We start from the raw sequence: 20,909 nt of genomic DNA on the forward strand, positions 1-20,909 counted from the left end.
ACTGAAATATTAGGTTATTTTAAAAAAATGGAGATTGAATCCAACTGCATTAACATATATAATAAAATATTAGGGTCAAAAAACACAAATAAATCCAGACTTGCGGGGAAAGAGAAGATAATTATGAAAAAAATATTACATGTTGGATTAGATGTAGGATCTACCACTGTTAAAATAGTAGTGTTAAATAATCAAGAAAAAATAATATATAGTAAGTATCAAAGGCATTTTTCTGATATAAAAAGTACAATAGCCGAGCTTTTATATGAGGCTTATAATGCATTCAGTGAATGCGATATAACTATAGTGGTAACGGGGTCTGGTGGACTAGCCTTATCTAAATGGCTCAATATCACATTTATTCAAGAAGTAGTTGCCAGTACTTATGCTATAGAAAATATTATCCCAAGAACTAATGTGGCTATTGAACTAGGTGGAGAAGATGCAAAGATTATATATTTTGATGGAGGAATAGACCAAAGAATGAATGGTACTTGCGCTGGTGGTACTGGCGCATTTATTGATCAGATGGCATCACTGCTTCAAACGGATGCAGCGGGACTTAATGAACTTGCGAAGAAGTATAAAACTATATACCCAATTGCAGCTAGATGCGGAGTTTTTGCTAAAACTGATATTCAACCCTTATTAAATGAAGGTGCTGCGAAAGAAGATATTGCTGTGTCAGTTTTTCAATCAGTAGTTAATCAAACTATTAGTGGACTTGCTTGCGGTAGACCGATTACGGGAAATGTTGCATTTTTAGGTGGGCCATTATATTTCTTGTCTGAACTACGACAAAGGTTTATTGAGACATTAAAGCTCTCAGAGGATCAAGTTATTTTTCCTAAGGATTCTCAGTTATTTGTTGCGCTAGGGGCTGCTATGTCATCAAAGAATGAGGGCATTATTTCTTTTGAAGAACTAAAGAGGCAGCTTCCAAAGTTAAAGGAAGTATCGAGCCTCGATGTTCGAAGACTTAGGCCTTTATTTATAGATGATGCGGAGCTACAAGTATTTAACAAAAGACAGAGCAAATATAAGGCAGCAAGAAAAGAATTAGCGGATTACACGGGGAATTGTTTTTTGGGAATAGATGCTGGATCTACAACTACCAAAGTTACACTTATAGATGAGGAAGGCGCAATTTTATACTCTTACTATGGAAGTAATGAAGGCAATCCATTGACTGTAGTTAGTAAAATATTAAAACATATATACACTATTTTACCGAGTGAAGTAATCATCAAAAATTCAGCGGTAACAGGTTATGGTGAAAGGCTAATAATGGCTGCATTAAAAGTGGACATTGGAGAAATTGAAACTATAGCTCATTACAAGGCAGCAAAATTCTTTTTGCCAGGAGTAGACTTTATATTAGACATTGGCGGGCAAGACATGAAGTGTTTAAAAATAAAAGATGGGGTAATCGATAGTATAATGCTAAATGAAGCATGTTCTTCTGGTTGTGGTTCTTTTATAGAAACTTTTGCTAATTCTTTAGATATGCAAATATCAGATTTTGCAAATGTAGCCTTGTCTGCTAAAAGCCCAGTGGACTTAGGTTCAAGATGTACTGTGTTTATGAATTCAAGGGTTAAACAGGCTCAGAAGGAAGGCGCCTCTATAGGGGATATATCATCAGGACTTTCTTATTCGGTAATAAAAAATGCACTGCTTAAAGTTATTAAGATAAGAGACCCAAAGGACATGGGTAAGAAAATAATAGTTCAAGGCGGAACATTTTATAACAATTCAGTACTTAGGGCTTTTGAAATTATTTCAGGACGAGAGGCGGTTAGGCCAGATATTGCAGGACTAATGGGTGCATTTGGTGCCGCACTTATTGCAAAGGAAAGAGCAGTAAAAGGCAAAATTTCTACATTGTTATCACTCGAACAATTGGATAGTTTTAATGTAGAAACTTCAATGGGTAGATGCAAGCAATGCGCAAATCAATGCGTTCTTACAATTAATAAATTTGATAATGAAAGGGAATTTATAACTGGTAATCGCTGTGAAAAAGCATTAGGAAAAAGCAGTAAAAAAGAAGAGGTTCCTAATCTCTATGACTATAAGTATAAAAGAATATTTGATTATACTCCATTAAAGAAGGAAGAGGCATTTAGGGGTGTAATAGGCATTCCAAGAGTACTTAACATATATGAAAATTATCCATTTTGGTTTACCTTCTTTACCAATTTAGGATTCAGGGTAGAAGTATCCCAAAGATCTTCTAAACAGGTATATGAAATGGGAATTGCAACTATTCCCTCAGAATCTGCTTGCTATCCGGCTAAAATAGCACATGGGCATATAATGAGTCTTATAAATAAGGGGGTAGACACTATATTCTATCCTTGTATTCCATATGAAAAAAAGGAGCAATCAGGCGCGGATAATCATTATAACTGTCCTATAGTAACTTCATATCCTGAGGTAATAAAAAATAATATGGATATTTTGAAGGAACGAGATATTAAGTTCCTGAATCCTTTTATTTCTTTAGATAATAAGAAAAAAATAATTGATAGATTAGCGGGTGAGCTAGCGAGTTTTGGAATTGATAAAAGAGAAGTTGCTATGGCGGTTAAAAAGGCATGGATCGAAACTGAAAAGGTAAAATTGGATATTCAAAGTAAAGGTGCGGAAGTCGTACAATATATTAGGAGGACCGGAAAAAGGGGTATTGTTTTGGCAGGGAGACCTTATCATATAGACCCAGAAATTAATCATGGAATCCCAAGTTTAATTACGGGATTTGATATGCCCGTGCTTACAGAGGATTCTGTAGCTCATCTAGGTGTTGTTGAAAGACCTTTAAAAATAGTAGATCAATGGGTATATCATTCTAGGTTATACGCAGCGGCGAGTTTTGTAGCAAAAGAGCCCAATATTGAGCTTATTCAGCTAAATTCTTTTGGGTGTGGACTTGATGCAGTTACCACGGACCAAGTTGGAGAAATTTTAGAAAATAGCGGCAAGATATATACAAGCTTAAAAATTGATGAGGGAAATAACTTGGGAGCTGCTAGAATTAGAATTAGATCCTTAAAAGCCGCCCTCGATGAAAGAGACAAGAACGGAACTTTGCCGAGTAAAACTGAGGAAATCAACAGTAGAATTATTTTCACCAAGGAAATGAGAAAAAATCACACGATTTTATGCCCACAAATGTCTCCGGTGCATTTTCAATTTGTACAGGAAGCTTTTAATTCATCAGGATACAATTTAGAAATTTTACCTTCGGTAGATACTAAAGCTGTAGATGAAGGCTTAAAATATGTAAATAATGACGCTTGTTATCCAACAATAATTGTAGTAGGACAAATAATTGCTGCTTTAAAATCAGGTAGATATGAAATAGATAATACCTCCGTTATAATTTCTCAAACCTGTGGAGGATGTAGAGCTACAAATTATATTGGATTCCTTAGGAAAGCCTTGAAGGAAGCGGGGTTTCCAAAGATTCCAGTAATATCCTTAAATGCTGCTGGTCTTGAGAAAAATCCGGGTTTAAAATTCACATATCCAATGGTTAAAAAATCGATAATGGCTTTAGTGTACGGAGATTTGTTTATGAGGGTACTATACAAGGTTAGACCTTATGAGAAGATACTAGGCTCAGCTAATTTACTTTATGAAAAATGGGTGAAAATATGTAAAGAAGCCGTGACAAAAGGTAATAGTCGCGAGTTTAATAATAATATATCCTCTATAGTAGCTGATTTTGACAATCTAGAAATCAAAAACATTTCGAAACCTCAGATAGGTCTAGTAGGAGAGATTTTAGTTAAGTTCCATCCTACAGCTAACAATAATATTATAGATGTTATTGAAAATGAAGGTGGGGAGGCAGTTATGCCGGATTTAACGGACTTTTTCTTATACTGTGCATATGATGCTGACTTTAAATATAAGTATTTGGGTAAGAGTAGGACTGATAAAGTACTAAGTAACATAGCGATTCGATATATAGAAGGTTTCAGAAAATGTATGAAATCAGCTTTAGAAAGTAGTAAAAGATTTCACGCACCTAAAACTATACAGGAATTAGCGAAAGGAGCATCACCTATTTTATCACTAGGTAATCAGGCAGGTGAAGGATGGTTTCTTACTGCTGAAATGGTTGAGCTTATTGAAAGTGGAACAAGAAACATAGTGTGTATGCAACCTTTTGCTTGTCTTCCAAATCATGTAACAGGTAAAGGAATGATTAAAGAATTAAAGCGGAGGTATCCAGGCTCTAATATAACCGCTATAGATTATGACCCGGGTGCAAGTGAAGTAAATCAAATTAATAGAATAAAGCTTATGATGTCCATTGCTTTTAAAAACCTTAAGAGTGAGGAAGAAGTTAAAATTGCGCACCAAGAAGTAGCTAGTGATAAAAAAACAGATTAAAAATCTAATGAATTGTTAATTACAAGTTTTTTCTTAAATTATGCTACAACGAAAAGTATATATTGCTAAGTGATTTCACATCGCGAAGTAATTCTAAAATCTATTTTATTTACAGTTGCTAAAAAATACAAACTCGCTTACGCTCAAACATATATTTTTCTTCACCCATCTGTAATTAAAATAAATTAAGAATCACTAAGGCTAGTTCAAATGCATTTTACGCAATATATACTTTTGTTAGCATAATCCAAGAAAAAATATTCAAATCATCATATTCCACACAATGTATTATGATGAAAAAGTATGGAATTTATTGATATAGACACATAAAAGAATATGGAATATAAGAGAGGGGTAATACCTTCTTTTTTTTGGAATGAATTAATTATCTGATTTATAATACATTTTGTGTAGAATTATAATTTATTATTTGGAGGAAAAAATGAAACCAATAAAATTAAATAACTTTGAAGCATATACGCTAAAAGATGACTTTTACGGTGAAATTATTTCCTATATGTTAATTGCAGATTTCAGAAGAAAATGAACATTGGATGATTTTCCAGAATTAAAAAGAATAGAAGAGGAAGAAGAGTTTGAAAGAAGTAATTTTATTAAGGTAATATTTTTGCATAATTCACAAATTGAAAAAGATCTTGAGAATGAACTAGTAAGCATTGCAGGAGGATTTTTAGAAAATAAGGATGAGTGCCATTCAAATAAAACGCAATGATTTTATCATAGCGTTTTGTTATAACTATATCTAAGTGTAGTTATATTGTATTAAATCTTAATTTTAACAAGTATTTTCTCATATAGAAGTGCACCATTAATAAATTTATTTTGTTTATTAGAATTGACATACTCAAATTTTCGTATTATTATATCTTTAAGATATATAACTAAAAGATACATATCTTAAAGATATAATAATGGGGGATCAACTATGAAAAGACAAAATATTAGAAAATTGATTTTAACAAGTGAAATAAAGGGGAGGACATAAGTGAAAAAAACAAGGTATGTATTACTTGGACTTCTTCAGGAAGAAGAGCTAAGCGGATATGAAATGAAAAAAATTATAGATATACGAATGTCATTCTTCTGGCAGGAGAGTTTTGGGCAAATATATCCAGAACTTAGAAAGATGACAGAAGAAGGATTAATTGAGTTTTCTAACAACGAATCAAACGGAAAAATAAAACGTGAAAAAATAAGATATAAAGTGACTCCCGAAGGGGAAAAAGAGATAAGGCAATGGATGGAAGCAGATAATGAAAAAGACACTTCTAGAAGTGAATTCCTTTTAAAAATGTTTTTATCAAATGAGAAAAATGTGGAGGAAATGCGAAAACATATTATTCGGTTTAAAGAACAATCAGAACAAAAGTTGGAATTATTTAATTTGTTTGATGTGCAGTTAAATAGAGACATAGAAATACATAATAATCATAAGCATATACTTTATGTATTAAATCTAGGCATACGTCAGGCAAAGTTATATATTGATTGGAGTAAGGAAATCTTAGAACATTTGGAGAAGGGAGAATAATATGGATAAAGTAATGGAGATTTTACAAAATAACATAGGATTCTCATGGAAAGGGTTAATAGTCTTTATATTACCTATGCTACCGAATATTCTCTTTTTTATATTGAAGGATCCAAATGGTTCGACGGTAGTAACCAATAAACATCTCTTATTAGATATTATTGAGCATGGCAGTCAAACGATATTTTTTGCACTTTTGATATTTGGGGTCAGTAAGAAAGTTTCTCCAATATTATGTGGATATACAATTTTTATGTTAATAATATTATTATCATACTATGGATTTTGGATAGCATATTTTACAATAGGTACTAATTTTATTATGATTATATCAATGGCTGTTTTTCCTGTAATTTATTTCATTTTAGCAGAAATATGGCTTCACAATCTATTTGCTATTGTACCACTAACGATTTTTGGGATAGCACATACTATAATTACTTATATAGATTATTATTCATCATATTAATATAACAATAAAACCTCAGTTATTCAAATCATAGTTTATTATATTGTATACTTATAGATTTATAGTTTATGTGAAAATGATTTATTCAGTTTATATATTTGATTCGCAAAATAAATCTGTAGGTGGTTCAAAAGATATACAAATAACATTTACGGTTAAAAAGATAAATGGTACATTATGGAAAACGAAGAACCGGCCTAAATTTTAAAATAGGCCTTTGAATTTTAGCAAAACAACCGTACTTACCTTATTTGTGGATAACTTTTTTTATGGAATGAATTAATTATCTGATTTATAACCATTTTGTTATAACAGCACCAACCCCAATTAATATATATAATACCATCATATATACGATCAACATACCAGTTTCAATAGAATGAACACCCATTGAATATAGAATAAGTAAAATAGCCCCACTACCCAAAAGAACAACGTAAAGTACAATCATAAGATAACGTTTCAAAAGTAGCAGAGTTCGTTCATCAGCATCTGGAATATTACCATTTCTTTTTTTATTCCACTTATATAAAATCAAAGTTATGATATTTCCGAATGCTAACCCACCTATAATAGGCATAACATATTCAATAGGGTCTTCACCAAAAATATACATACCCCAAAAACCACCTATCATCATACATAACATGATAAACACCCAACCAAAGATTTGCAATTTTTTATTTTTCATAGTTATTCCCCCTTTGATTTTCCTAAATAAAATAATTCCTCAATTGGCACATCAAAATACTGTATTAATTTTAGTGCTAACTCCAAACTGGGATTATATTTATTTTTCTCAATTGCATTTATAGTTTGCCTCGTAACTTGTAAATCTTCTGCCATTTTAACTTGTGTTATCATCTTTTCTTGACGAATTTCACGAATATGATTTATCACCCTCATTTGTAGCCCTCCAATCAATAAGTAAAGATATCTTTACTTATATTATAAAGAAAATATTACTGAGTGTAAAGATATATTTACACTAAATATATCTCTATATCTTAGAAAAATGGTATAATAGGGTATATTAAAATAACAATTAAAGAGGGAAGCCATTTGAACTGCCCCCTGTCAAGTAGACAGTGGAAATAATTAAAGATTTTATGTAAGGCGTCTATCATTTGGTAGGCGCTTTATTTATGCTGCATTACCTAATAGATATCGCTGATATTCCATTGGTGTCATGCACTTTAAACGTTTTTGATAACGTCTATTATTATAATATTCTATATAGTCTTCAATCGATTTCTTTAAGCTTTCATAGTCTTCAAATTTATGAAGATAATACATTTCTGTTTTTAAGATTCCCCAAAATCCTTCCATTGGACCATTATCAATACAATGCCCAACCCTCGACATGCTCTGTATCATTCCAGCTTTTTTTAGTTTTTCTTTAAATATTTTTGAAGTATACTGGAAACCTCGGTCACTATGAAATATTGGTTTAGCATCAGGGTATACTTTAACAGCAAGATTAAAGGTTTGATAAACCAATTGGTTATTATTAGAATGACCAATGACATATGAAACAATACTTCTATCACCTAAATCAAATATTGCACTTAGATAAGCCTTTTGTCCACTTCTCCCATATTTAAACTCGGTTACATCTGTAAGCCATTTTTTATTGACTTGTTCTGCTTTAAAATTTCTATCCAAAATATTTTCTGCAGTAACTTCAGGAGTTGACTTAATATAATTATATCTTTTTTTTCTGCATACGGATTTTAATCCTAATATCTGCATCAGACGATAAATTCGTTTATAATTAACTTTTTTATTATATTCTCTACGGATTTTAATCGTCATCTGGCGATAGCCTAAGATACCGTCTTTTTCCTCATATAACTCACAAATAAGCTTTAATAATTCTTCGTTTTTCAATACTCGGTTACTTTTTTCTCTGTGTAGCCATTTATAATATGCAGAATGGCTAACGCCGCCTATAATGCACAACTCAGTTATAGGAAATTTATCTTTGTTAGATAATTCTTGGATTGCAAGATAAGTATCTTCGTATCTAGCTTCGCTTAATATCGCCTTCTTTCTATCTCTTGGATTTTTTTTAGAAGAGCATTCTCCATCCGTAATCTTCTATTTTGTGCTTCTAAAAGCTTGTATTGAGCTTTTAGCTTTTCATCTTCTGTCATTAACTCTTCAGCCTTTGGCTTTCCACGTCGGTCCAAAAGCCCTTCAATACCAAACTGATTATACTTCTTCATCCAGGTATAAATCTGAGGATAAGATACCTTATATTTTTCAACAGTTTTATTATAACTGTTATTGTTTTCAATACAGTACTTTATGATTTCAATGCGTTCAATATAAGAAGTTTTGCGTCCTTTGGTCATGATTATTTTTCCTCCTGTTCCAGAAGATTTTATGTTTTCATGACCATTATACTTCTTTATCCAATTGCATAAAACTGTATTTGACGAAATATGATACTTAATGCATAAATCATTCAGTGAGCCATGCCCATCAAGATATTCTTTTACAATGTTAATCTTGATTTTGGCAGTATAAGAAGTATTTTTGCTAGAATGTTTTAACCCAGCTTCACCTTCTGATTTATATCGTATTACCCATTTTTGAAAAGAACTCTTATGTACTTGAAGTTTGTTGCATAAACTTAACATACTAGCTTTTCCATTTAAATATGATGTTACAGCCTTAATTTTTTGTTGGTCTGATATAGTTGATTTTCTTCCCATAAAAAAATAGCCCTCCTTATAGTAAACAGTTTTATTATTTTAACTGTCTACCATAAGGGGAGCATATCAATTTTATTTGGGACTTCCCTTAATTTATATATTAATATTATCATTTATTTTTTAATTTTTTTCATTAGCTCAATATACAATTTTGGGTCTGCTTCTGATTTGTAAACAAATACCTTCCACTTACCATTTTCGTTTAAAAGCCCTATATATCCTTTTGCTGTATCAGTTCGTTCAGCCTTCCCATTAGTAGAAATAAACTTCAATTTAGCTTCATAATAATATCCAGCTTTATCTTCTTTCTCACCATACAAATTTTTATCTAAGATAAAGTCTGTAACATGTAAAGTATAATTATTGTCATTACAGAACTTTGTAGCCACAATATTGTAATGTCCCGCAATAGTTTCATACCCCTTTGCTGTCATTAAAGGTAGTAAATTTTTATCAAGGGACTGTATAATTTTGATATATTCCTGTGTATGTGGTATAACTCCATCAGTATTTGTGGGATTTCCACTTGCTATATCCATTTTTTTACCTTCCCTAAGAAGTTTCTTATACTCAGCAACTTTTTCTGTATTTACCGTGTAGAGATTTCTTCCAAGTTCTTGAGCAACTTTTTGTGCATTGTTTTCATCTGAACTTTTACATCCAGTAAAAGCTATAGTTATTAAAAATAGTAGACTGAATAATTTCATTATTTTTTTCAGGATTATTCCCCCTTTATTATATATAAATTGCTTACCGTTAAGCTTGCCATAATAAAATCTGCGGAATACTTTATATAGTCTTATTATATCCGAATATTCAGAAAATGTTAATTATCAACATTAAATTTAAACATAGCCTTTTTTATAGTTGAGAGTTGATAATTGAGGTTGAGTTTTCATTTGGAAATTCTTATTTTATGTTTAATTAAGATGCGTTACGAAAAACATATGTTTGAGCGACAGCGAGTTTATGTTTTTTAGCAAATTAATTAAAAATAAAATTAGTAGTTCTTAGCGAAGTGAATGCATTAATAGTAATGTATACTTTTTTACTTTTTATTTTAAGTCTTTTACGGCTTTGTCGCTAAAGGAATTGTTGACGATTTTATTAAAAGATGGTCTTTCGGGAATTAACGCTGCGTTATAAGATTGTATTATATCCATAAGCTTTGTTAAGTCATCTGATTTTAATATTGGGTTCGGCGCAAAAGCATTTATATCTCTATAGTTTTTAATGGATGAAGTAAGAACAGCCTCATCTGCGCCAGGGAAATAAGATTTAATTGAAGTCATTACTTCTTTATCGGAATGACTACTTACCCATTTTTGACCTTTATATATTGCATTAGTGAATTTTTGAACCATTTCTGGATTTTTTTCTATATAAGATTTTGTGGAAAAAAAACATGTATAAGGTATGGTTCCAGCGGACGCTCCGATGGAGGCTACAATATGTCCAGAATTATCTTTTTTCATCATACTAGCACTAGGTTCAAAAAGAGTAACATAATTACCTGCTCCGCCCTTGAAAGCACCGGACGTAGCTGTGAAAGCGAGGTTTGTAACAAGATTTATATCAATAACTGGTTTAATACCATGATTTTTTAAGACATACTCAAAAGCCATTTCAGGTACGCCGCCAGGTCTTCCTCCTATTACAGTTTTACCCTTTAAGGATTCCCATTTGAAATTCGCTTCAGCATTTCTGCCTACTAAGAAAGATCCATCTTTTTGTGTTAATTGTGCAAAAATAACAGGATAGTCTTCTCGGTGTTGATTATAGATGTAAATAACTTGCTCAGGTCCACAGAAACCTATATCTACAGATTTGCTTAATACCTGCTGCATAGTTTTGTCCGCTCCCTGCCCAGTTGAAAGGTTGATTTCAATACCCTCTTCTTTAAAGAAGCCTTGAGAAATAGCTGCATACATAGGGGCATAGAAAATAGAACGAACTACTTCACTTAATTTTACTTTTACTAAAGCATCACTAGGTTTCTTTTTACAGCCGGAAAATAAGGTGGTTATCAAGGCGAAAGAAAGAAACAGGGAAAAAATCGAAATTTTTTTAAGCTTCATAGATACCTCCATATTATATAGTTGCTATAATTATATAATATGAAAGAGCGTGTAGATGTGACATTTTAAATTCAAAAATGAAATACCTTGACATATGTAAATTAAGAGGTATACAATAAATGAAAGACAAGTGAATAATAATTGAACAACTAGATAATAATTTCATAAAACATTCAAAAGCGTAGATGAAGAGGAGTAGGGGAAAATAATATTAAGAGAGGAAGATCCAGAGGCTGTAAGATCTTCTATATGAAAAACCTTGAAGGTAGCTTCGGAGCTTCTTTGCCAATTCATGTAATTATGAGTAGATGGCAAAGACGGTTTTCTTAATCGTTAAATTTTAAAGAGCCTGCAAAATTGTAGGAAAAAAGGTGGTACCGCGAGCTTTTCGTCCTTTTATAGACGAAGGCTCTTTTTTTATTGTTTGAAATTTATTGCTAAAATAAATTGACATACTAATTATTGTTTAGGAGGAGTTAATAATGGAAGAAAATAATAATATTGCTAAGAATTATGATCCAAAAGAGTTTGAAGAACGACTTTACGCATGGTGGGAAGAAAAAGGATTTTTTACTCCAACCGTTGATAAAGATAAAAAACCATTTACAATAGTAATGCCCCCACCAAACATTACAGGAAAATTACATTTAGGGCATGCTCTTGATAATACTCTTCAAGATATTCTAATAAGAACTAAAAGAATGCAAGGGTACAATACCTTGTGGCTTCCTGGTGAGGACCATGCTAGTATTGCAACAGAAGTAAAGGTTGAAAATGAACTTTTAAAAAAAGGGCTTAAGAAAAAAGAAATGGGAAGAGAAGCCTTCCTTGAAAAAGTTTGGGAGTGGACTAATGAATATAGAGAAAAAATAAGAGGACAAATAAAGAAAATGGGATGTTCTGTTGATTTTACTAGGGAAAGCTTTACCATGGATGAAAACTTAAACCATGCAGTAAGAGAAGTTTTCGTTAAATTATATAAGGATGGACTAATATACCAAGGCAATAGGATAACAAATTGGTGCCCAAAATGCATGACGGCAATTTCAGATGCTGAAATAGAGTTTGAAGAACAAGAGGGGCACTTCTGGCATGTTAAATATCCAATAATAGGTAGCGATGAGTTTTTAGAAATAGCTACCACGAGGCCGGAAACTATGCTTGGAGATACGGCGGTAGCTGTAAATCCTAAAGATCCACGGTATACACATTTAGTAGGAAAAAAAATAATGCTACCTCTAGTAAATAGAGAAATACCAATAATTGCAGATGATTATGTTGATATAGAGTTTGGAACAGGCGCAGTTAAAATTACTCCAGCACATGATCCTAATGATTACCAAGTAGGAAAAAGACATAATCTTCCAGAAGTAGTGGTTTTGGATGAAAATGCAGCTATATGCGAGGGTTATGGAAAATATTCAGGTCTTGATAAATATGACGCAAGAAAGGTCATGGTAGAAGATTTACATAATGCAGGACTACTTGTTAAGATAAAAGACCACGCTCATAATGTAGGTACTCATGATAGGTGTAAAACCACTGTAGAACCAATGTTATCAAAACAATGGTATGTTAAAATGAAATCACTTGCAAAACCAGCTATAGAGGCTGTACGGGAAAATAAAACTAAATTTGTTCCTGAAAGATTTGAAAAAACATACTTCAATTGGATGGAGAATATTCAAGATTGGTGTATATCAAGACAGTTATGGTGGGGACATAGAATACCAGTATGGTATTGCAAAGATTGTGGGGAAATTATAGTTACAGTTAATGCGCCAACAAGTTGCAGTAAATGTAATAGTACAAATCTTAATCAAGATAAAGATGTGCTTGATACTTGGTTTAGTTCAGCATTGTGGCCTTTCTCAACACTTGGCTTTCCAAATAACACAGAGGATTTAAAACAGTTCTATCCAACAAGTGTTTTAGTAACTGGATATGATATTATATTCTTCTGGGTAGCAAGAATGATTTTTTCAGGGATTTATAATTTAGGGGAAGTGCCATTTGAAACAGTAGTAATACATGGAATGGTTAGAGATGATCAAGGAAGAAAAATGTCTAAGTCTCTGGGAAATGGTATTGATCCATTAGACGTAATAGACCAATATGGTTCAGATGCGTTAAGGTTTTCGCTCGCAACAGGAAACTCTCCAGGCAGTGATATAAGGTTCTATGAGTCAAGAGTTGAAGCAGCTAGAAACTTTGCTAATAAAATTTGGAATGCTTCTAGATTTGTTATGATGAACAATAATTGCGAATTAATGGAGAAATATAAAGATAATAAAAATTACACTGTTGCAGACAAATGGATATTATCAAGAATGAACACTGTAATAAAAGAAGTTACAGAAAATATTGAGAAATATGAAATAGGGATAGCACTTCAAAAGACTCATGATTTCATGTGGACAGAATTCTGTGATTGGTATATTGAACTTGTTAAACCAGTATTATACGCAGAAGATGGAGAGGCTAAAGGCATCGCATTAAATGTATTAAACAATGTATTAAAAACTGGGCTTAAATTACTTCATCCTGTTATGCCATTTATAACAGAAGAAATTTATACTCACTTAGATAATGAGTATGAATCTATAACGATTTCTAAGTGGCCAGAGTATGACGATGCTCTTAAAGATGAAAAAGCTGAAGAAAATATGAATTATATCATAGAAGCGATAAAAGACGTAAGAAATGCTAGATCGGATATGAATGTAGCACCTTCAAGAAAAGCTAAAGTATTTATATATGCTACAGAGGCAAAAGAAGCATTTGAGGAAGGGATGGTTTATTTTCAAAAACTTGCATCAGCTAGTGAGGTTAAGTTTCTAGCTACAAAAGCCGAAGCACCAGAAAATGTAGTTACAGTAGTAACTAAGGGCGCGCAGGTATATATGCCGTTACTTGAGCTTGTAGACTTAGAAAAAGAATTAGAAAGATTAAATAAAGAAAAAGAAAAACTAAAAAAAGAAATAGATAGAGTAGAGAAAAAGCTTTGTAATGAAAGATTCACAGCTAAAGCTCCAATTGAAGTGGTTGATGAGGAAAAAGCTAAGGGCGAAAAATATAAAGAAATGTATGATTTAGTAATTAAAAGTATAGAAAACTTGAAATAATCTTTAATAAAAAGCAAGATAAACTATAGAATAGACACTTGAAAAGTCTATTCTATAGTTTTTTTTTGTTTTTACCATACAAATAAAAAGTTGGAATATTGAAAAAAATGAATGGTGTGAGTTCAGCATACCAATAATTATGCAAGGTGTATTGATAAAGAACAGGAGAAAAGATTCTCTAATTTGATCTACTATAAGATAAGTGAAAAAAGGTGAATCTAATTTAGAGGTGGCCAACTATTAAAATAAATGAAACATATAAAAATATATTTCATTAGTTTAATTCTATTATTAATTCCTTTTTCATAAATAGAAATATAGATTACTATGAATTTATTTTCATAATGAAACCTGTTATATATACTAATGTATTTTACAAAACATACAAAATATATAAAAAACACGAAGGAATCACAAATAAAATATGGATAATATATGGATTTACTTACAAAAAATACATTGACTTCTGGAAAAATATTATTATACTTAAAATAAGATTAAAGGGGAGGACCTACGATAGTGCAAAATAATACTGTGAATATTTTTCATATCAGCATTTATAAAGGTTAAGATGGCTATGAAATATGAAGGAATATAAAAGATATATGAATAATATATTTAATTATTTTATTGTTGTAAAATGGACATGTTAAAAAAAATCGGATAAATCAAATGATTTGATAACGGAATAGTTACATGAAAATATTTTAAAATGAAATATTTATCCGGAGCAACTTCAATAGTATAAGTAATTCGAATCTTTCAACAACGAGATAATCTTGTATTCTTAAAATTAATAAAGGTAAGATAATAAGCTATAATTCAAAAAACAAGATTAGTGTTTATATAAGGGGGAAGAAAAGTACCAATATTATAAGATGGGGGGGCAAAAGATGTTAAATTTCTGTGTTAAAAGACTATTTTCAACTGTGATTACAATCTTCGTCGTTATCACAATAACTTTTTTCTTAATGCGATTAATGCCTGGCGGACCATTTTCTGGTGAAAAAAAGCTTAATCCACAGGTTTTAGAGAATTTGAACAAGAAATTTGGTTTGGACAAACCTGTATTTAAACAATACACTATGTATCTAAAAAATCTTTCGCATGGGGACCTAGGTCCTTCAATGACATATGAAGGAAGAACAGTTAATGAAATTATAGGATATTCTCTTCCGGTTTCTGCTAGATTAGGTGTGGTTTCTGTAGGGTTTGCTATGGTATTAGGTGTATATCTAGGAATAGTTGCAGCCCTCCATCAAGGAAAATGGCCGGATAAATTATGTATGTTTATTTCAACCATTGGAATTACGGTACCAAGTTTTGTAATTGCGACACTAATGATTTATGTATTCGCAATAAGGATGGGTATATTTCATGCCATAGGGCTTGAATCTCCTATGGATTATGTTCTTCCGTCAATTGCTCTTGGAGCATCTTCGATGGCCTTTGTTGCAAGACTTGGAAGGTCGGCTTTACTTGATGTTATAAGGACGGATTATATTAGAGTTGCAAGGGCTAAGGGACTTTCTAAAAATGCAGTTATATATAAACATGCTTTAAGAAACTCATTAATTCCTATTGTAACTTATATTGGACCACTTCTTGCTGCTGTTTTAACTGGTAGCTTTGTAATTGAAGGGCTGTTTGGTATCCCAGGTATGGGCCGAGAATTCATTACAAGCATAACAAACAGAGATTACACCGTGATAATAGGTTTTGTAACTTTAGATGCTACCTTCTTAGTACTTTCTAATTTTGTTGTTGATATACTTTACGCAGTAATTGACCCAAGAATAAAAATTGAATAATAGGGGGTGCATAAACATGGAGATAAATAGTGAGTTATTTGAAAAAATACCAAATGACAAGAAAAAAATGAATGAGATAGTTAGACCAAGTGAAACTTATCTACAGGATGCTTGGAGAAGATTAAAACAAAACAAGCTTGCGATGGGAGGATTAGTTTTTGTTATATTAATAACTATACTTGCTATAGTTGGCCCAATGTTATCAAAGTATAATTATTATTCTCAGAATTTTAGAATTGCAAACCAAAACCCTAGTGCGACTCATTGGCTCGGTACTGATAAGTTTGGTCGCGACCAATTTGTAAGAATATTATATGGAGCAAGAATTTCACTTATCATTGCATATGTTGCAAGTATATTAAATCTTGTTGTAGGAATTTTGTATGGTAGTATTGCAGGATATGCAGGTGGTATTGTTGATAATTTAATGATGAGGATTGTTGATGTAATTTGGTCAGTACCTAGTATGATTTATGTTATTCTCTTGATGGTTATACTTACTAAACCAAATCATCCATCAGCCGATGGGGGTATGTTAAATATTATAATTGCAATGGCAATATCCTTTTGGGTGGTAATGGCAAGAATAGTTCGTTCGCAAGTTATGGCACTAAAGGAACAGGAATTTGTCCTTGCTGCAAAGGTTTCAGGTGCGTCTAGCATGAGAATAATACTAAAACATCTTATTCCAAATAGTATGGGACCGATAATAGTAACAATGACAATGTCTGTACCGGGTGCTATTTTTACAGAAGCTTTTCTTAGTTTTATAGGACTTGGAATTTCTGCACCTCAAGCATCATGGGGAAGCCTTGCGTCAGAAGCATTAGATGGATACCAACTTTACCCATTACAATTGTTTTTCCCGGCGATGGCAATATGTTTAACAATACTTGCATTTAATTTCCTTGGTGACGGCTTAAGAGATGCTCTAGATCCAAAGATGAGAAAATAAGTAAGGGGGGAATTATGGAAAAATTACTTGAAATAAATAATTTAAAAACATCTTTTTTTACACATGTAGGAGAGGTGCAGGCTGTAGGTGGAGTATCCTTTTACTTAAATAAAGGTGAGGCTCTTGGAATAGTTGGAGAATCCGGAAGTGGAAAAAGCGTTACTATGATGTCACTTATGAGACTACTTGCTGATACAGGGAAAATAATAGATGGTGAAATGCTATTCCAAGGAAAAGATTTAGCAAAGATTTCCGAGAAAGAAATGGAAAAAATAAGAGGAAATGAAATTGGAATGATATTTCAGGACCCCATGACTTCCCTAAATCCTGTATTCAACATAGGTAATCAAATAATGGAACCATTACTTAAACATAGAGGATTAAGTAAGCAAGAAGCTTTTGATAAGTCAGTGAAAATGCTTTCATTAGTTGGAATCCCAAGTCCTGAAAAAAGAATGAAACAATACCCTCATGAATTTTCTGGTGGTATGAGACAACGTGCAATGATTGCTATGGCATTATGTTGTGAACCAAAATTGTTAATTGCAGATGAACCTACAACAGCCCTAGATGTTACTATACAGGCACAAATTCTTGAACTTATGAAGGATATTAAAGAAAAATTAAACACTTCTATTATTCTTATAACGCATGATTTAGGCGTGGTTGCAGATGTTTGCGACAGAATAAATGTTATGTACGGTGGATTAATTGCAGAGACGGGGTCTACTAAGGACTTATTTTATAATCCAAGGCATCCATATACTTGGGGGCTTTTAAATAGTATTCCAAATCCCCAAAGTACCATAAGGGAAAAACTGAAACCAATAGAGGGTCAACCGCCAGATTTGTTAAAACCTCCTGTGGGATGTCCATTTGCAGCTAGATGTAATTATTCTATGAAGATTTGTGAAAAGCAAAGACCGCCATTATTTCAAATTAGTCCTGAGCATAATGCAGCTTGCTTTCTAAATCACCCTAGTGCACCTAAGGTAAAAGCACCTGTTGGAAGGGGGAGTTTATAATGAGTGTTGAAAAAGTATTAGTTGAAATAAAAGATTTGAAAAAATATTTTCCTGTTAAAAAGGGATTGTTTGGTACAGCTCATAGTTATGTAAAAGCAGTAGATGGTATTTCTTTTACGATCAATAAAGGTGAGACTTTAGGGCTTGTGGGAGAATCAGGCTGTGGTAAAACAACCTGTGGAAGAACAATAATAAAGCTATATGAACCAACTGGTGGACAAATAATATACGATGGACATGATTTATCAAAGTTAAGTCAAAAGCAGATGCTTCCTTATAGAAAAAAAATTCAAATGATATTCCAAGACCCCTATGCTTCGTTAAATTCAAGAATGACTGTTGGCGACATAGTTGGTGAATCAATTGACATTCATGGTGTTTATAAAGGTAAGGATAGAATGGCAAGAATTCAAGAACTGTTAACAACGGTGGGATTAAACAGTGAACATTCTAGCAGATATCCACATGAATTTTCTGGCGGTCAAAGACAAAGAATTGGTATAGCTAGGTCTATAGCAGTGCAACCAGAATTTATAATTTGTGATGAACCTATATCTGCACTTGATGTTTCCATACAAGCACAGATTATAAATATGCTCGAAGAGTTGCAAGAAAATATGGGATTAACATATCTTTTTATAGCTCATGATTTATCAATGGTTAAGCATATATCAAATAGAATTGGAGTTATGTATTTAGGTAAAATGGTTGAAATAGGTAAAAGTGATGAGGTATATAGCCTCCCAATGCATCCATATACTCAGGCGCTACTTTCGGCTATTCCAATACCGGACCCTGAAGGTGCAGCACTAAGAAAGAGGATTATGCTTGAGGGAGAAATACCATCACCTATAGATCCTCCACCGGGATGTAGATTTAAAGGTAGATGTAAATATGCTAAGGCAATATGTTCAGAGGTAGACCCAGAGCTTAAAAATTTAGGGGCAGACCACTTTGTGGCTTGTCATTTATTTTAAATGGTATAAAAATTTTGTTTAGCGAATATATTATTGAGTATAATTCGATGCTTTGCAACGAATAGTTATATATATAACAGGGGGGAATAATAAAAATGAATAAATCAACAAAGATTAGTGCAACTTTGCTTGCGGTAACCTTAGGGGTATCATTGCTATCGGGCTGTGGCACTAAAGCGGCACCAGAGGCTAATGGCAAGGTGCCGCAGGTAATAACTTTCAATTTAGGTGCAGAACCTAAGACTATCGATCCAGCATTAAGTCAGGCAAGTGACAGTGCAGATGTTATCGGAAATGCTTTTGAGGGTTTGATGAGATTGGATGATAAAGATAAACCAATTCCAGGTATGGCTGACAGGTATGAAATGTCAAAAGATGGTTTGACTTATACGTTTCATATTAGAAGTGGCGCTCAATGGTCAGATGGCAAACCAGTTGTTGCTGGTGATTTCGAATATGCGTGGAAAAGAGTTTTAAAGCCTGCAACTGCTTCTGTATATTCTTATCAACTTTTTTACTTGAAGAATGCCCAAGGGTATAATGAAAGCGAACTTGCAGCTGACAAGAAAACAGCTGGTGTAAAATCAGCAACTGTTGATGAAGTCGGAGTTAAGGCTAAAGATGATTCAACTCTTGTAGTTACCCTCGAAAACCCAACTGCTTACTTCTTATCACTTATGGCTTTCGAAACATATATGCCGATTAGAAAAGATGTAGCAGATAAAGATGCTTCTTGGGCAACCAAACCTGCAACTTATATTACTAATGGTGCATTTAAAATGAAAGAATGGAAACCTAAGGATGTTTTGACTTTTGTAAAAAACGACAAATATTGGGATGTTAAAAATATTAAACTTGATACTCTTAACTATAAAATGTTAGAGGATCAAACAGCAGCACTTTCAGCATATAAAGCCGGTCAAATGGATCTCATTAAAGACCCACCACAATCAGAAATTCCTGCGCTTGTAGCAGATGGTAGTTGCAAAATCACTCCTAATTATGCAACTTACTACTATGTGCTAAATCTTACAGCAGAGGCGGTTAAGATAAATCCAGAGGCTGCTAAGGCTATACAAAACCCTAAAGTAAGAAAAGCATTATCGCTTGCCCTTAACAGAAAAGACATAGTTGATAACGTTAGTAAAGGTGGGCAAACCCCAGCAACGTCATTTGTTCCAAAAGGGAGTCTAGAACCAAATGGTAAGGATTTTGCAAATAAAGCTTACTACCCAGCGGAGGGAGATATAGCTCAAGCTAAAAAATTACTAGCTGAAGCAGGGTATCCCGATGGAAAAGGATTCCCTAAAATAACTTTACTCTATAACACCCTTGCGGGACACCAAAATATAGCTGCTGCAGTTCAAGATATGTGGAAAACAAATCTTGGAGTAAATATAGAACTTAAGAACCAAGAATGGAAGGTATTCATACAAACAAGAAATACTAAGCAATATATTCTTGCAAGAAATGGCTGGAATGCAGACTACACAGATCCAATGACATTCCTTGATTTATTTACAACAAGTTCAGGAAATAATGACGCTGGATACAGTAATCCAGCATATGATGCAAAAATAATAGCTGCAAAAAAGGAATTAGATCCAGCTAAGAGAATGGCTATTTTGCATGAAGCAGAAGACATTATTATGAACAATGATGTTGTAATTCCTATTTATGGGTATACAAATACAATGGTTTCAAAACCAAATATTATGGGAGTTCGTACATCAGCTTTAGGAAAACATTGGTTCCAAAAAGCCTACGTAACTGCTGCTAAATAACATAAAATA

Annotated in this window: 16 protein-coding genes and 1 other annotated feature; of the genes, 10 read left to right on the plus strand and 6 right to left on the minus strand. The window is 32.7% G+C overall.

Translation table 11 applies throughout. The annotated features are described in order from the left end of the window. Positions 1-123 precede the first annotated feature (123 nt). From KTC92_RS17230 to KTC92_RS17245, 4 genes are all read left to right on the plus strand, one after another. Complete coding sequence (locus tag KTC92_RS17230) at positions 124-4,404, plus strand: 2-hydroxyacyl-CoA dehydratase (RefSeq protein ID WP_220286032.1); 4,281 nt, start codon at positions 124-126, stop codon at positions 4,402-4,404. 550 nt (positions 4,405-4,954) lie between these two features. Continuing rightward, positions 4,955-5,137, plus strand: coding sequence for a hypothetical protein (locus KTC92_RS17235; RefSeq protein ID WP_216302018.1), 183 nt, complete (start codon positions 4,955-4,957; stop codon positions 5,135-5,137). A gap of 273 nt (positions 5,138-5,410) precedes the next feature. Further along, entirely contained in the window at positions 5,411-5,956 is a 546-nt protein-coding gene (locus KTC92_RS17240) for a PadR family transcriptional regulator (RefSeq protein ID WP_220286031.1), read from the plus strand. 1 nt (position 5,957) lies between these two features. Then, a complete protein-coding gene (locus tag KTC92_RS17245) occupies positions 5,958-6,425 on the plus strand; it encodes a hypothetical protein (protein WP_216302020.1) in 468 nt (155 codons plus the stop codon). A gap of 292 nt (positions 6,426-6,717) precedes the next feature. On the opposite strand, the gene KTC92_RS17250 is transcribed toward KTC92_RS17245, so the two are convergent. From KTC92_RS17250 to KTC92_RS17275, 6 genes are all read right to left on the minus strand, one after another. Beyond that, entirely contained in the window at positions 6,718-7,116 is a 399-nt protein-coding gene (locus KTC92_RS17250; protein ID WP_216302021.1) for a hypothetical protein, read from the minus strand. Between the two features lie 2 nt (positions 7,117-7,118). Next, positions 7,119-7,331 carry a helix-turn-helix transcriptional regulator gene (locus KTC92_RS17255; RefSeq protein ID WP_216302022.1) on the minus strand — a complete coding sequence of 71 codons (213 nt, stop codon included), beginning with the start codon at positions 7,329-7,331 and terminating at the stop codon, positions 7,119-7,121. 237 nt (positions 7,332-7,568) lie between these two features. Beyond that, positions 7,569-8,522, minus strand: coding sequence for an IS3 family transposase (locus KTC92_RS17260; protein ID WP_216304646.1), 954 nt, complete (start codon positions 8,520-8,522; stop codon positions 7,569-7,571). After that, a complete protein-coding gene (locus KTC92_RS17265; RefSeq protein ID WP_258280590.1) occupies positions 8,462-9,145 on the minus strand; it encodes a helix-turn-helix domain-containing protein in 684 nt (227 codons plus the stop codon). The genes KTC92_RS17260 and KTC92_RS17265 overlap by 61 nt, the downstream gene beginning before the upstream one ends. A 113-nt stretch (positions 9,146-9,258) precedes the next feature. Next, positions 9,259-9,852: a hypothetical protein gene (locus KTC92_RS17270; RefSeq protein ID WP_216303288.1), complete on the minus strand. Its 594-nt coding sequence runs from the start codon at positions 9,850-9,852 to the stop codon at positions 9,259-9,261. 348 nt (positions 9,853-10,200) lie between these two features. Continuing rightward, the gene (locus tag KTC92_RS17275) at positions 10,201-11,223 is read right to left on the minus strand and encodes an ABC transporter substrate-binding protein (protein WP_220287396.1); all 1,023 of its coding nucleotides are present in this window, start codon (positions 11,221-11,223) and stop codon (positions 10,201-10,203) included. Positions 11,224-11,396: 173 nt separating this feature from the next. Next, positions 11,397-11,622, plus strand: a binding site (T-box leader). A gap of 83 nt (positions 11,623-11,705) precedes the next feature. Between KTC92_RS17275 and KTC92_RS17280 the strand changes: the two genes are divergently transcribed. The 6 genes from KTC92_RS17280 to KTC92_RS17305 all read left to right on the plus strand — a co-directional run bounded on the left by KTC92_RS17280 (position 11,706) and on the right by KTC92_RS17305 (position 20,900). Beyond that, positions 11,706-14,348: a valine--tRNA ligase gene (locus KTC92_RS17280; RefSeq protein WP_220287398.1), complete on the plus strand. Its 2,643-nt coding sequence runs from the start codon at positions 11,706-11,708 to the stop codon at positions 14,346-14,348. Between the two features lie 893 nt (positions 14,349-15,241). Then, a complete protein-coding gene (locus KTC92_RS17285) occupies positions 15,242-16,159 on the plus strand; it encodes an ABC transporter permease (RefSeq protein ID WP_220287400.1) in 918 nt (305 codons plus the stop codon). A gap of 16 nt (positions 16,160-16,175) precedes the next feature. After that, complete coding sequence (locus tag KTC92_RS17290; RefSeq protein ID WP_165413896.1) at positions 16,176-17,114, plus strand: ABC transporter permease; 939 nt, start codon at positions 16,176-16,178, stop codon at positions 17,112-17,114. 14 nt (positions 17,115-17,128) lie between these two features. Beyond that, positions 17,129-18,139, plus strand: a complete 1,011-nt coding sequence (locus tag KTC92_RS17295) for an ABC transporter ATP-binding protein (RefSeq protein ID WP_216303283.1) — start codon at positions 17,129-17,131, stop codon at positions 18,137-18,139. Further along, positions 18,139-19,116: an ABC transporter ATP-binding protein gene (locus KTC92_RS17300; protein WP_220287402.1), complete on the plus strand. Its 978-nt coding sequence runs from the start codon at positions 18,139-18,141 to the stop codon at positions 19,114-19,116. Before KTC92_RS17295 ends, KTC92_RS17300 begins: the two co-directional genes overlap by 1 nt. A gap of 95 nt (positions 19,117-19,211) precedes the next feature. Further along, the gene (locus KTC92_RS17305) at positions 19,212-20,900 is read left to right on the plus strand and encodes a peptide ABC transporter substrate-binding protein (protein ID WP_253198198.1); all 1,689 of its coding nucleotides are present in this window, start codon (positions 19,212-19,214) and stop codon (positions 20,898-20,900) included. Positions 20,901-20,909: the final 9 nt, after the last annotated feature.

Origin of the sequence: Clostridium sp. CM027 (assembly GCF_024730565.1) — a bacterium.
GTDB lineage: Bacteria > Bacillota > Clostridia > Clostridiales > Clostridiaceae > Clostridium_AD > Clostridium_AD estertheticum_B.